The organism is Cellulosimicrobium cellulans (assembly GCF_016921195.1).
Classification (GTDB): Bacteria; Actinomycetota; Actinomycetes; order Actinomycetales; family Cellulomonadaceae; genus Cellulosimicrobium; species Cellulosimicrobium cellulans_F.
Map to the genome: position 1 here is coordinate 228,565 of NZ_JAFGYF010000004.1, position 13,808 is coordinate 242,372.

The following is a 13,808-nucleotide window of genomic DNA, read 5'->3' on the forward strand; positions in this document are numbered from 1 at the left end:
GTCTACGGCACCGGGAGCGCCACGGTCTCGACCTCGACCTCGCCGACGAGACGGCGGGCCAGGTCCGCGTCCAGGACGGCCGCACCGGGGACCTGGGCGTTGGCCGTGCCCGCGGCGGCACCGAGCGCCACCGCCTCGGCGAGGGACGCTCCCGCGTCGAGCGCGACGAGCATCCCGCCAAGGAACGAGTCGCCGCTCCCCACCGGGAAGCGGCCGACGTGGCCCTCGAGCCGCACGCGCAGGACGCTCGTGCCGTCGCTCGCCCACGCCCCCTCCGCGCCGTCCGTGACGACCACGAGGCCGCCCGATCGGTCGCGGAGCCCGGTGACGAGCCCCGGCCCCCGCGTGTCCACGGGGACGCCCAGCAGCTCCGCCGCCTCGGCCCGGTTCACCTTGACCAGGTCCGGACCCTCGCCCACGGCACCTGCGAGCGCCGGCCCGTGGCTGTCCACGGCGACGCTGGCACCCGCCGCCCGCAGCCGGCCGACGACGGTGCCGACCACGCTCGGCGCGATCGTGCCGGGGAGGCCGCCGGACAGCAGCCACCACCCGCTGTCTCGCGCGGCGAGGTCGAGCGCGAGCCCCACGGCGCGGTCGAGCGTGTCCGGCTCCACGGGGACGGCACTCTCGTAGATCTCGGTGAGCGCACCGGTCTCTGCGGCAAGGACGGAGACGCACGTGCGGGTCGGGTGGGTTCCTGGCACGACGTGCAGGTCCACGCCGTCGGCCCTCGCCCCGGCCGCGACGTCCTCGCCCGACCCCCCGGCGAGGACCGCCACCGCCGCCGTACGGGCGCCGAGCGTCGCGGCGGCACGAGCCGCGTTGAGCGCCTTGCCTCCGCCGACGCGACGGACCTCGCGCGGGCGCTGGATCCCCTCGAGCGCGTCGACGACGTACGTGACGTCGAGCGACGGGCTGAGGGCGAGCGCGGAGATCATGCGAGCGCGGCCCGCAGCGCGGCGAACGTGGCCTGCGCTCCGGTGCCGCCCGGGCCGAGCGTCGACAACGAGCCGGCGCAGGCCGCCCAGCGCACGCGCTCGGTCTCGTCCTCGATCCCGTGCGCGAGCGCCGCCAGGTATCCGGCGTCGAAGCTGTCACCGGCCCCGGTCGTGTCGACCACCTCCACAGCGAGCCCGGGGGCCCGCACGACGGCCCCGGCCGGTCCCACGGACCACCCACCGCGCGCACCGTCCTTGACCACGACGCGGGGGCCGCGCGCAGCGACCGCCCGGGCGAGCGCGACGTCGCGGTCACCGGTGTGCGCCGCGTCCTGAGGACCTGGGCCGAGCGCGCCCGCGACGGCGCGCAGCTCGTTGCGGTTCGGCAGCAGCACGTCCACGTGGGGCAGCAGGTCCGCGAGCCCGGTCCAGCGCTCGGCGGGGTCCCAGTTCGTGTCGAGGCTCGTCGTCCACCCCCGCTCGCGTGCGGACGCGAGGACGGCGGGCAGGTCCGCGGCGAGTCGCGGCTGGAGGAAGTACGACGCGACGTGGACGACGCCGGGCGGCCCGTGCCAGCCGTCGAGCACGGCGAGCGCGTGCGAGCCCGTGAGGGTCGGGATCGTGCCCGGGACCGTGAGGATCGCCCGGTCGTCCGGCGTGGAGAGGATGACCGAAAGCCCCGTCGCCTCGCGGCGGGCGACGTCGACGGCGGACACGTCCACCCCGGCGGCGCGCAGCGCGTCGAGGGTGAAGGTGCCGAACGTGTCCGCGCCGACGCGCGCGACGAGCGTCGTCGGCACCCCGAGGCGCGCGACGCCGGCGGCCGCGATGCTCGCCGAGCCGCCGAGGACGAGGTCACCGGAGTCCGCGAGCTGCTCGGCCTGGCCGAAGCGCGGGACGACGTCACCACGCAGCACGAGGTCGACGTTCGCGTCCCCGACTACGACGACGGGTCGTGGGGCGGCGGTCCGGTCGGGTGCTGCGGGAACGGTGGGGGGCGTGGTCATCCCTTGACTCCGGTGAAGGTCATGGTGGCGATGAACTGGCGCTGGGCGAACAGGAAGAACAGCACCAGCGGCAGGGTCGCGACGACGTTGCTCGCCATGAGCAGCGACCAGTCGGTCCGGCGCGCGCCCTGGAAGTTCGTGATCCCGAGCTGGAGCGTGAACGACGACGGGTCGTTGATCGCGATGAGCGGCCAGACGAGGTCGTTCCACGAGCCGAGCAGCGTGAAGATCGCGAGCGTCGCGAGCGCGGGCCGCGCGAGCGGGAGGATGATCCGCCAGAACGTGGAGAGCCGTGAGCACCCGTCGAGGACGGCCGCCTCCTCGAGCTCGGGCGGGAGCGACAGGAAGAACTGGCGCATGAGGAAGATCCCGAACGCCGACGCGAGCCACGGGACCATCGCGGCGGCGAGCGTGTCGATGATGCCGATGCGCGCGAAGAGGACGTACGTCGGGACCATGAGGAGCTGGGTCGGGATCATGATCGTCGCCATGATCGCGAGGAATCCGAACGTGCGGCCCGGGAACTTGAGCCGCGCGAACCCGTACCCGGCGAGCGAGCAGAGCACGATGTGGGACGCGACGGCGACGACCGAGACGAGGACGGTGTTCGTCGTCCAGCGCAGCACGTCCGTCTCGGTGAAGAGCTTGACGTAGCCGTCGAGCGTGAGCTGCGAGGGCCAGAACCGCGGAGGGAACCGGTTGATCTCCGCCTCGGGTGTGAGCGACGTGAGGAACATCTGCACGAACGGCGTCGCGAACAGCACCGCGACGGGCACGAGCAGCAGGTGCCAGAGCCAGGTGCGTCGCCGCCGACGCCGCGGCGCTGCGGTGGCGGTGGTGGATGCCGGGGGCGGGCCGTCCGGGGCGCCGGGCGGCGCCGCCTGCGGTCCGCCGGGCGCCGCGGCGTACGCGGCGGGTCCGGGAACGGTCGTCGGCATCAGAGTCCACCAACCTTCGTGCGGCGGGAGTAGAGCGTCACGGCGATGGTGATGAGCAAGGTCACGGCGAACAGCCCGTACGCCACGGCTGATGCGTACCCGAACTCGAGCTCCTTGAACGCCGCCTTCCACAGGTAGTACACGACCGTCTCGGTCGACCCGAGCGGGCCGCCGCGCGTCGTCGTGTAGACGAGGTCGAAGAGCTGGATCGCCTGGATCGTCTGCCAGATCGCGACGAACACCGTGACCGGGGCGAGCTGGGGGAACGTCACGTGCCAGAAGGACTGCCACCGGTTCGCGCCGTCCACGCGGGCCGCCTCCGCGAGCTCGACCGGGATGTCCTGGAGCGCGGCGAGATAGATGACGGTCGTGAACGCGGCCTGGCCCCACAGCGACATGATCGTGATGACGACCATCGCCTGCGACGGGTCCTCGAGCCAGCCCTGCTGCGGGAGGCCGAGGACGCGCAGCACGTTGTTCACGAACCCGAACTGCGGGTTGAACAGGTAGGTCGTGAGGATGCCGGTGGCCGCCGCGGAGACCACGAACGGCAGGAACACGAGGGTGCGGTAGACCCCGACCAGGACGAGCCGGCGGTTGAGCGCGACTGCGAGGCCGAGCCCGAGGAAGAGCGAGGCCGGGACGAACAACGCGGTGTACAGGAGCGTGTGCCCCACCGCGGCGCCCAGCTCGGTGTCCGTCAGCATGCGCCGGTAGTTGTCCGCGCCCACCGGCTCCGGGGTGGAGAAGCCGTTCCAGTCCTGCAACGACAGCAGGAACGCCCAGACCGCGGGGAAGATCGACAGCCCGACGACGAGGAGCGTCGCGGGGGTGACGAAGCCCCACCCGGCGAGCGCCTCCCCCGTCCGGCGGCGCCGCGGGGCGCGCCGGGCGGGGGTGGGCGCAAGCGTCGTCGTCACTGGTCCGCCAGCGCGTCGTTCGACGCGGCGGCGGCACGCTCGAGCGCCTCGCGCGGCTCGCCCTTGCCCTGGAGGACCTCCGAGACGGCCGTGCCGACCGCCTCGGAGAGGTTCACGTACCCCGGCACGGTCGGGCGCGGGATCGTGGCGTTCTCGCTGTTCTGGGCCATCACGTCCAGGCCGGGCATCGCCGCGACCTGCGCCTGGAACTCCGGCGAGTCGATCTCGCTCTCGCGCAGCGGGAGGTTGCCGTAGACGACGTTCCAGCGCACGTCCTGCTCGGGGTCGGTCAGCCACCTCGTGAACTCGTAGGCCCAGTGCTCGCGGTTCGCGTCCTGGTGGTCGAACAGGACCCACAGGTCGGCGCCGGAGATCGTCGTGTGCTCGCCGTCGTAGGCGGGCAGAGGGACGACGCCGTACTGCGTGCCCGCGACCTGGAGGTCGTACAGCGTCCACGGACCCGACGTGACCATGCCGATCTGGTCGCTCGCGAAGATCTGCGTGAACTTGGTGTCCGTCTGGTCGAGGTAGACCGACCCGTCCTCGACGGCCATGTCGCGCAGGAACGTCAGCGCGTCCACGCCCGCGTCGGAGTCGAACGTCGCCGTGGTGCCGGACTCGTCGAGGATCTCGCCGCCCCGCTGCCACAGGTGCGGCCAGAACTGCCAGGTCGTCTCCTCGGAGCCGGAGACGCCGTACGCGTAGCCGTAGGTGCTCGTCGCGGGGTCCGTGAGCTCTTTCGCCGCGGCACGGAAGTCGTCCCAGGTCCAGTCCTCGGTCGGGTAGTCCACGCCGGCGGCGTCGAACACCGTCTTGTTGTACAGGAGGGAGAGGTTGTCGACGACCGCAGGGAAGCCGATCGTCGTCTCGCCGTCCGGCTGCGCGGTGGCGCGAGCGGCCCCGGAGAACTCGTCCCAGCCGACGTCGGGGTCGCTCACCTGGTCGGTGATGTCGAGCGTGCGCTCCGACTCGGCGAGCTCGCTCGCCCAGGAGCCGAACGCGTAGGAGATGTCCGGGTAGGTGCCGCCCGCGAACGAGGACGACAGCTTCTGCAGCAGGTCCTCCGTCGACGGCGCGCCCGAGGACACCTCGATCGTCACGTTGGGGTGGAGCTCCTCGAACTCCTCGGCGAGGCCCGTGAGGATGGTCTGGGCCTGGTCGGCCTGGCCGGTCCACCACGTGAGGGTGACGTCGGCCTCGGGGTCGAGGGTCGTGGCGCCCGGCGTCCCGGACGAGCACGCCGCGAGCAGCAGCGCGCCGGAGACGACGACCGCTCCGGCGGCTCCCCGGGCCGCGGTGAGAGGACGGTCGGGACGGCGGCGGGTGGGATGACGGAACATTGTCGGCCTTGTCTCTTGGGCGGTCTCTTCGTCGAGTGTCCGGGTACTGCGTCCCCGTCGGTGACGGGCTGTCGCGGGTCGTCCTCAGCCGAGGACGACGGAGCGGGTGAGGTGGCGCGGCGCGTCGGCGTCGAGGCCGCGGTCGGTCGCGAGGGCGACGGCGAGGCGCTGGCACTGCACGAGCTGGACCAGCGGGTCCCCGGCGAGGTGCACGACGGTCGCGCCGGTGCGCCGCACGTCCTCGGCGAGCGCCGGGTCGTCGTCGCCCAGCAGGATGACGAGCGTCGCGTCGGTCGCGACGGCGACCGGCCCGTGCCGGTAGTCGAGCGCCGGGTAGGACTCGGACCACGCCTGCGCCGCCTCGCGGACCTTCAGCGCCGCCTCCTGCGCGAGGCCGTAGGCCCACGAGCGGCCGAGGAACACGAAGTGCTCGAACGCGCCCGGCTCGACGGGCAGCGGCGCCGCGAGCGCCCGCTCGGCCTGCTCGACGAGGTCGGAGAGGTTCTCCCCGAACGTCTGGCGGGCGACGGCGAGCACGGTGGTCGGGAACCGCGTCTGGACGACCGACTCCTCGTCCGCGAGATCGAGCACGAGGACCTCGTCCGCCGCGAGAGCGACGGGCGTCCCGGCGACCCCGACGACCGCGGCGGTGCGCGTGCCCGCGGGGACGGCCGCGAGCGCCTCGAGGCACTCGCTCGTGGTCCCGGAACGGCTGATGACGACCACGCGGTCGTAGGGCCGCGTCGGGTGCCACTCCGACGCGTACGCGGCGTCGGTCTCGCCGAGGCCCGCGTCCTCACGGAGGACCGCGATCGCCTCGGCGACGAACGCGCTCGTCCCGCACCCGAGCACGAGGACGCGCTCGCCGGGCGCGCCGAGCACGGAACCGGTGGCGGGTCCGCCCGCGAGGGCCCTGGCCCACACCTCGGGCTGGCTGTGGATCTCTCGCTCGGTGACGGCGCTCGGGCTCACGTGCTTGTCCTGTCGTCGGCGGGGCGGTGACCCCGGGTCCTGCGGTGGGTGGGTGCCGCGCGGCGCGGACCCGATGCCCACGATCCTGCTCATGATCTGCGCGATAGTCACGCAGAATGGCACATTCACTCACTCTAGATGAGCGGTTCGCGTAACATCCGTGAAATCTGTGCGCGCAGGACCGATGCTCGGGACGTGACCGATCCTCTCCACCACACCGCCCCGCCCCCGGCGCCGCCCGCACCCGACCTGCGGCTCGCCGACTGGGAGCCGCGTGCCCGCGTGCAGCTCCCCCGGACCGACGTCCCCCGGGCCGCGGTGCCCGCCGTCGACGTCCACAACCACCTGGGCCGCTGGCTCACCACCGACTGGTGCGCGCCCGACGTCCCGGCGCTGCTCGACCTGCTGGACCGCACGAACGTGCGCACGGTCGTCAACCTCGACGGCCTGTGGGGCGACGAGCTCGAGGCCAACCTCGACCGGTACGACCGCGCGCACCCGGGCCGGTTCCTCACCTTCTGCCAGGTCGACTGGACGGTGCTCGCCCACGCGGGCGGCGAGCGCGCGGTGCAGCGCCAGCTCCGCGACGCCGCGGCGCGCGGCGCCCGCGGGCTCAAGGTGTGGAAGAACCTCGGCCTGACCGTCACCGGCCCGGACGGCGCGCTCGTCGCGCCCGACGACCCGCGCGTCGTCGAGACGCTCGCGCTCGCGGGCGAGCTCGGGCTGCCCGTCCTGATCCACGTCGCCGACCCGAAGGCGTTCTTCGACCCGCTGGACCGGTACAACGAGCGCATCGACGAGCTCGCCGCGCAGCCGTCGTGGTCGTTCGCCGACCGGTCCCGCTTCCCGTCGTTCGAGCACCTGCTCGACGCGTTCGAGCAGCTGCTCGTCGCGACGCCGGGGACCACCTACGTCGGCGCGCACGTCGGCTGCGTCGCGGAGGACCTCGACCACGTCTCCCGGCTCCTGCGGGCCGCGCCGAACCTCGTCGTCGACATCGCGGGCCGGCTGGGCGAGCTCGGGCGTCAGCCACGGCGCTTCCGTCGGCTCGTCGAGGACTTCCCCGACCGGGTCCTGTTCGGCACCGACGCGTTCCCGTTGTCCCGCGCACAGCTCGAGACGCACTTCCGGTTCCTCGAGACGGCCGACGAGCACTTCTCCTACGCCCCCGACGACCCCGTCCCGCCGCAGGGCCGGTGGGCCATCTCGGGAGCGGACCTCCCGGCGCACCTCCTGCCGGCTCTCTACGCGGACAACGCACGCCGCGTGCTCGGCCTCGACGGGGCCTGACCCGCCGGGGTCAGGACAGTGCCACCTCTCGCGGCGGGTGCACCGACGCGTCGAGCACGACGCGGTCGCCGAGGGGCTCGTCGAGCTCGACGACGAACGGTGTCGGCGGGTTCGACGGGCAGTTCGCCTCGCCCGTGCGCGGCTCGACGCCGACCGTCACCGCGACGGCGTCGTCACGCACGGCGAGCGCTGACAGCCGCACCCGGCCCTCGGCGTCCTCCCCGTTGTTGCACGCCATCTCGGTGACGAGGAGGTGCAGCTCGCGTGCGTCGGGCACCGGCGGTTTCTCCGGGTCCAGGGTGAGCGTCGCGGCGGCGAGCTCGCCGAGGTCGGCGCGCAGGGCGCAGGTCTGTGCGGCGGTGAGGACCCACGTCGGCCTGGGGTCCACCTCCGTGGCGTCGGTCAGCTCGACCACCAGCATCTCGTGCGTGCGCACGTCGCCCGCACCCAGGTCCTCGGGGTCGTCGAGCTCGCGCAGGAGGGCGACCCGCTCGGCGCCGTCCTCGACGACGGTCCACTCGGCAGGGTCGATCGGCGGTACCTCGAGGCCGTCGATCGCGGCCCGCCCGTCCCCGCTGAGGTGGTCGGCCGTCACGCCCGACTCCAGCACGTCGTCGGGGACCACCGTCTCCCAGCACCGGTACGACTCCTCGCCGCCGGCACCGTCCGCCGTCGCGCAGCCCGCGAGCCCCAGCACGGCGGCCGCCACCGCACCGACCGCCCCCGCTGCACGACCCACGTGGCGCTCCTCCATGTCCCGTCTGTGTGCCGACCGTACGCGACCTTGCGAGCCCGCCGCGCTCGGATCGCCGGCCCGCCGCTTCACTCGTGGTGAGCGACAGCGTGCGCACCGTCACACTGTCGGACAAGACAAAACCCGTGCGGATGTCTTGAAATGGGACCCATCGACCACAACCGTCGCCGCAGAGGCGGCGCCCGCAGTAGGGGGACACCATGACACGAGCCGTCGTCACCGGCTTCGGGGCGGTGACCCCCGTGGGGCTCACCGCGCAGGACACCTGGGACGCGCTGCTGCGCGGAGAGCCCGGCGTGCGGGCCATCAAGGAGGACTGGGCCGCCGACCTGCCCGTGCGCATCGCGGCACGGGTGGACGACGCCTTCGCGGAGGGGCTCGCCGTGCGCGAGGCCCGCCGCACCGACCGGGCCGAGCAGCTCACGCTCGTCGCGGGCCGGGAGGCCTGGGCCTCGGCCGGGTCGCCCGACGTCGACCCGACGCGCCTGGCCGTCGTCGTCGGGTCCGCGAACGGCGGCATCGCGACGACGCTCGACCAGTCGCGCGTGCTCGACGAGCAGGGACCCCGGCGGGTCTCGCCGCACACCGTGACCATGCTCATGGCCAACGGGCCCGCTGCCTGGCTCTCGATCGACCTGGGGGCCAAGGCGGGCGCGCGGGCGCCGATCAGCGCGTGCGCCGCGGGGTCGGAGGCGATCACGATGGGGCGGGAGATGATCCTCGCCGGGTCTGCGGACGTCGTCGTGTGCGGCGGCGTGGAGGCGGGCGTCCGGCCGTTCTCCCTCGCGGCCTTCGCCGCGGCGCGGGCCATGTCGACCCGCAACGACGAGCCCGAGCTCGCGTCGCGACCGTTCGACGCGCACCGCGACGGCTTCGTCATGGGCGAGGGCGCGACGCTCGTCGTCCTCGAGAGCGAGGAGCACGCGCGGGCTCGCGGCGCCGCGGTGCACGGTGTCGTCTCCGGCGCCGCCCTGACCTCCGACGCGTTCGACATCGTCGGCGGCGACCCCGAGAACCAGGCCCGGACGATCGGGATGGCCCTGCGCGCGGCGGACCTCTCCCCCGGCGACGTCGGCCTCGTCCACGCGCACGCGACGTCGACCCCCGTGGGCGACGTGAACGAGTCCGACGCCCTGCACGCCGCGCTCGGCGCGCCCCCGCCCGTCACGAGCACCAAGGGCGCGACGGGCCACCTGCTCGGCGCCTCCGGTGCACTGGGCATCCTCGTCGCGCTGCTCGCCGTGCGCGACGGCCGTGTGCCGCCGACGCTCAACCTCGACACGCTCGACCCGGCGATCGACCTCGACGTCGTGCGCGGCGCGGCGCGCGACACCTCCGCCCGGCACGCGCTGGTCAACGCGTTCGGCTTCGGCGGCCACAGCGCGAGCGTCGTCGTCTCGCGCGACTGACCTTCCCGCGCCGAGAACGAGGTTCCCGTCACCCTCGGCGTCAGGACGCCGTCAGGCCCGTGCTCGACGGCGAGCAACCCGGTGCCCGCGTGAGGATGGGGGCATGGACCTCGACGCACGGCTCGCCGACATCACGACGCTCACGGTCGACGCGATCGTCAACGCCGCCAACTCGTCGCTCCTCGGCGGCGGTGGCGTGGACGGCGCGATCCACGCCGCCGCCGGGCCGGGGCTCCTGGAGGAGTGCCGTCGGCTCCGACGCACGACCCTCCCCGACGGCCTGCCCGTCGGCGACGCCGTCGCGACCGGCGGCTACGACCTCCCCGCCCGCTGGGTCGTCCACACGGTCGGGCCGAACCGCCATCGGGGGCAGACCGACCCCGCGCTCCTCGCGTCGTGCTTCAACCGCTCGCTCGACGTCGCCGCCGACATCGGCGCCGCCACCGTCGCCTTCCCCGCCGTGAGCGCGGGCGTCTACGGCTGGGACGTCGACGACGTCGCGCGGGTCGCGGTGGAGGCCGTGCGCGGGTGGTCCGCCGCCCGTCCGGCCGCCGACCCGGGCGCCGGCGTCACGGCGGTGACGTTCGCGCTCGCGTCGCCCCGCGCTTTGGCCGCGTTCGAGGCCGCACTCGGGAACTGAGCCGGGCTCCCGGAGCTGAGCCCGGGGTCAGGGTCGGCGTCGGGAGGATCAGGGTCGGTTCGGGGGACTTCCCGATACCGCCGCGACGAGCGTGCTCCTACCGTCGAGGTATGAGCACCTCAGACGCCTCCGCAGCCTCGTACCGGCCGACCCTGTCGCGGCCGCGCCACGGCCGGATGATCGCGGGCGTGTGCGCTGGGATCGCCCGTCGGTCGGGTGGGACCCGACCGTCGTGCGCATCGTCGCCGCGGTCTCGATCCTGCTCCCCGGCCCGCAGGTCATCGCCTACCTCATCCTCTGGGCCCTCATGCCCAACGACCGCGACTGACCCAGTCGCGGGGGTACCCGGTCCGCCGAACCCGGGGTTGCGGCCGGTCTCGGGCTCGAGACCGGCCACAACCCCGGGTTCGGCGTCGTGCTGAGCCGTCAGCCGGGGAGGCCGCGCATGCGACGGCGGGCGACGACGATCGTCGCGCCGCCCGCGATCAGCACGATCGCCAGGCCCACGAGGGCGCCGACGTGCGCACCGGTCGTGGCGAGCCCGTCCGGTCGGCTCGACCCCTCGCCGTCGGACCCGCCGGGCGTGCCGTCCGCCGCCAGCACCTCGAGCTCCGTCCACAGGACGCGGCCGTCCACCTGCCCGACGAGCGCGAACCGGTGCTCGCCCGCCGCGACGTCGACCGGGACGGTCACGGTCGCGGTGAGCGTGCCCGACGCGTCGGCGCGGTACATCCCGAGGTCCGTCGGGGTCGAGAAGAGGGTCGCGGAGACCCACTCGCCGGGCGCGAAGCCCTCGGCCATCACGGTGACCCGCTCGCCCGCGCGGACCCGCGCCGGGGAGAGCGTGACGCCGCCGTGGTTCGCGTCGGTGAGGTCGTCGGCGTCGACCGTGTGGAGCGGGGTCGACGGCGGCTGCTCGCCCGCGCCGGGCGTCTCGCCGGGCTCACCCGGTCCGCCCGGGTTCTCGCCGTCGAGGTGACCCTCGAACACGTCCGACGCCGCGCCGAGGCGCAGGAGCACGGTCTCGCCGGTGGCGTCGTCGAGGCCGTCGTTGTCGGTGATCGCCCAGACCGTGCCGTCGCCGCCGACCGTGAGGCCTTCGAGCTTCTCCTGCGTCCAGCCGTTCGTGGCGCGCAGGTCGGGCAGGACGTCGTGCGCGAGCGCCTTCTCGACCGCCACGGGGGTCGTGCTCGCCGCGCCGACCGCAGTCTCGGGGACGTCGACGGCGTACACGCGCTTCACCGCGGCCGCGGGGCCGTTGAGCTTGTCTCGCTCGATGACGGCGAGGGTGTCGTGGTCGACGACGGTCACCTCGCTGAGCCCCATCCAGTCGCCCTCGGTCGTGGTCTGCTCGAGCGGGTACGCGAACCAGTCCCACGTGCCCGACGCGACGTCGTAGCGACCGAGGCGCGCGGTGCCCGCCGTGCCGCCCTCGTCCGTGGTCAGGCCGCGCTGGAGCGCGACCCACACCTGCTCGCCCGCACCCGCGCCCGCCGTCGAGACCGCCGGGGCGACCGCGACGCCCTCGATGCCCTGCTTGCCGAGGCCCGCGGCGACCGCCTCGGGCAGCGCGACGGACTCGACGACCGCGCCCGCGGCGTCGACGCGCACGATCGCGTTCTCGGCACCGGTCGCGCCCTCGACGCCGAGCCAGAACCCGCCGTCGGCACGGGCCGCGACGCCCTCGACGTCGAGGCCCACCGGGGCGCCGTCGCGCGTGAGGGTCACGGTCCGGTCGATGACGGCCGGGGAGCCGGCGCCGTAGCCGCTCACGTCGAGCGACAGGAGCTGCGTCGTGGAGTACGCGGCGTCGGTCGCCGTCCACAGGCGCTGGGGATCGCTCGGGTCGGCAGTCAGCGCACCGAGCGCGCCCCAGCCGATCGGAGTCCCGGCCTGCGGGCCCTCGGTCGTGTCCGCCGAGACGACGCTGGGGAACTGCGGCGACCCGGCGCCGTCGGCCCACTGCGCCCCCAGCCCGAACACGGTGACGGCCGACCGCACGCCCGCCCCGGCGTCGTCCTCCTCGCTCGACACGACGAGCAGGTCGCGCTCCGGCACGGCGAGCAGGCCCTCGGGGCCGTTCGTCGTCGCGAGCACCTGGACGAAACGCGGGGCGGTCGCATCGGTCACGTCGTAGACCGCGACGAAGTTCGAGCGCTCGGAGCCGACGAACGCGTAGCGCGTCCCGCCGAGCGTCGCGACGGTCAGCCCCTCGGGCTCGACGCCCTTCTTGGCCGCGCGGTCCTCGGTGTGCAGGCCGACGCGGACGGCGAGGCGCTCGAGCTCTGCGCCCGCGTCCCACACGACCTCGCCCGAGGTCGCGTCGAACACCGACCAGCCGCGCGAGCCGCCCTTCCAGTCGCCCTCGTTCGCGGTCGCGACGTGCGCGTCGTCGAGCCAACCGATCGCGTCGGGCTCGCGCGGCGTCGCGGGGATCGACCCGGTCTGGTCGATCACGCCGTCCTTCTTCACGTCGATCCCGGACACGGCGACCGCACCCGCCGAGAAGACGGTCTCGACCTCGCCCGAGGCGACGTCGACGACGGCGACGCCGTTGTTCTCCTGGAGCGTCACCGCGACCTTCGTGCCGGCCGGGTTGACGGCGACGTACTCGGGCTCGGGGTCCTGCGGGGTGTCCAGGCCGGCCGCCTCGACGACCGGGAGCGGCACGCCGCCCTCGTCGAGGAAGGAGACGGCGCGGGTCGACCAGGCCGCCGGGTCGTGGCCGGGCAGGTCGAGGATCTGGAGGAAACCGGCGGGGAGCTGCGGAAGGTCGCCCTCGTCACCACCCTCGGGCGCCGCCTCCTCGTCGCGCTGGTTCTCGATCGCGACGACGGCGTGCGTGCCGTCGGGCGTGACGGCGATCGAGTCGGGCTGTCCGCCGAGGTCGAGCGACCGGACGCGCTCGCGCGTCGCGAGGTCGACGACGTCGAGGCGCCCGCTCGGCTCGGTGAAGCTCACCGACGTGTCCACCACGACGAGGACGTACCCGCCGACGATCGCGACCGACGTCGGCTCGTCGTGCTCGGAGCCGAGCTCGGCGAGGCTGAGCGTGCCCAGGCCCTTCGGCGCGCTCGGGTCGGTGATGTCCAGGAACCCGATGCGGCGCGCGGCGGCGTCGGTGTGGACGACCGTCTTCCCGTCCTCGCTGACCGCCGAGATCTCGGCGACCGTCTCGGCCGCGGCGTCCTCGCCGGCCGGGCGGTTCTGGAACACGGGGTACGTGGCGAGGCGGTGGAACGTCTGGTCCACGGCGGGCGTCGTCCAGGCGTCCGCCACCGCGCGGGCCGTCCAGGTCGACGGCGCGGCGTCCGCCGGGTGCGTGGGAGCCGCGGCGAGCGCGGGCAGCGCGCCCAGGCCCAGGGTGAGCGTCGCGCCCGTGGCGACGAGCGCCGCGAGGCGTGTGCGGCGGGCCGGGACGCGCTCGACGGTGCGCCGCGAGGTCCGCTCCGGGGCCCGCTCAGGGATGGCTGACATGTCTCTCCTTCGACGAGGGTCGAGCAGAGGGTGGTGTCCCGCGGTGGCGGGACGGCGACCGGATCCGGACCGACGGGTGGCCGTCCGGTGAACAGTGCGCGGCAAGGCCCCTGACGGCCCCGG

General features: G+C 74.3%; 11 protein-coding genes and 1 pseudogene. 4 read left to right on the plus strand and 8 right to left on the minus strand.

The window, feature by feature from the left end:
• Window positions 1-2 precede the first annotated feature (2 nt).
• From JN535_RS11115 to JN535_RS11140, 6 genes are all read right to left on the minus strand, one after another.
• Window positions 3-938, minus strand: a complete 936-nt coding sequence (locus JN535_RS11115; protein ID WP_205205618.1) for a 1-phosphofructokinase family hexose kinase — start codon at window positions 936-938, stop codon at window positions 3-5.
• Window positions 935-1,945: a carbohydrate kinase family protein gene (locus JN535_RS11120; RefSeq protein WP_205205619.1), complete on the minus strand. Its 1,011-nt coding sequence runs from the start codon at window positions 1,943-1,945 to the stop codon at window positions 935-937. Before JN535_RS11120 ends, JN535_RS11115 begins: the two co-directional genes overlap by 4 nt.
• Entirely contained in the window at window positions 1,942-2,883 is a 942-nt protein-coding gene (locus JN535_RS11125; RefSeq protein WP_205205620.1) for a carbohydrate ABC transporter permease, read from the minus strand. The genes JN535_RS11120 and JN535_RS11125 overlap by 4 nt, the downstream gene beginning before the upstream one ends.
• Window positions 2,883-3,803: a carbohydrate ABC transporter permease gene (locus JN535_RS11130; protein WP_205205621.1), complete on the minus strand. Its 921-nt coding sequence runs from the start codon at window positions 3,801-3,803 to the stop codon at window positions 2,883-2,885. The genes JN535_RS11125 and JN535_RS11130 overlap by 1 nt, the downstream gene beginning before the upstream one ends.
• Window positions 3,800-5,143, minus strand: a complete 1,344-nt coding sequence (locus JN535_RS11135) for an ABC transporter substrate-binding protein (protein ID WP_205205622.1) — start codon at window positions 5,141-5,143, stop codon at window positions 3,800-3,802. The genes JN535_RS11130 and JN535_RS11135 overlap by 4 nt, the downstream gene beginning before the upstream one ends.
• Before the next feature lie 84 nt (window positions 5,144-5,227).
• Window positions 5,228-6,208: an SIS domain-containing protein gene (locus JN535_RS11140; RefSeq protein ID WP_205205623.1), complete on the minus strand. Its 981-nt coding sequence runs from the start codon at window positions 6,206-6,208 to the stop codon at window positions 5,228-5,230.
• 102 nt (window positions 6,209-6,310) lie between these two features.
• Here JN535_RS11140 and JN535_RS11145 point away from each other — a divergent pair, with 102 nt between their 5' ends.
• Window positions 6,311-7,405 carry an amidohydrolase family protein gene (locus tag JN535_RS11145; RefSeq protein ID WP_307868593.1) on the plus strand — a complete coding sequence of 365 codons (1,095 nt, stop codon included), beginning with the start codon at window positions 6,311-6,313 and terminating at the stop codon, window positions 7,403-7,405.
• Between the two features lie 10 nt (window positions 7,406-7,415).
• Here the strand turns inward: JN535_RS11145 and JN535_RS11150 are convergent, their stop codons facing one another.
• On the minus strand, window positions 7,416-8,144 hold the full coding sequence (locus JN535_RS11150) for a hypothetical protein (RefSeq protein ID WP_205205625.1): 729 nt from the start codon (window positions 8,142-8,144) through the stop codon (window positions 7,416-7,418).
• A gap of 215 nt (window positions 8,145-8,359) precedes the next feature.
• Here JN535_RS11150 and JN535_RS11155 point away from each other — a divergent pair, with 215 nt between their 5' ends.
• The 3 genes and pseudogenes from JN535_RS11155 to JN535_RS11165 all read left to right on the plus strand — a co-directional run bounded on the left by JN535_RS11155 (window position 8,360) and on the right by JN535_RS11165 (window position 10,536).
• Entirely contained in the window at window positions 8,360-9,568 is a 1,209-nt protein-coding gene (locus JN535_RS11155; protein WP_205205626.1) for a beta-ketoacyl-[acyl-carrier-protein] synthase family protein, read from the plus strand.
• 103 nt (window positions 9,569-9,671) lie between these two features.
• On the plus strand, window positions 9,672-10,208 hold the full coding sequence (locus JN535_RS11160; protein WP_205205627.1) for an O-acetyl-ADP-ribose deacetylase: 537 nt from the start codon (window positions 9,672-9,674) through the stop codon (window positions 10,206-10,208).
• 176 nt (window positions 10,209-10,384) lie between these two features.
• Window positions 10,385-10,536: pseudogene (locus JN535_RS11165) on the plus strand (PspC domain-containing protein).
• A 98-nt stretch (window positions 10,537-10,634) separates the two neighbouring features.
• Here the strand turns inward: JN535_RS11165 and JN535_RS11170 are convergent.
• Window positions 10,635-13,685 carry an esterase-like activity of phytase family protein gene (locus JN535_RS11170; RefSeq protein WP_205205628.1) on the minus strand — a complete coding sequence of 1,017 codons (3,051 nt, stop codon included), beginning with the start codon at window positions 13,683-13,685 and terminating at the stop codon, window positions 10,635-10,637.
• Window positions 13,686-13,808 lie beyond the last annotated feature (123 nt).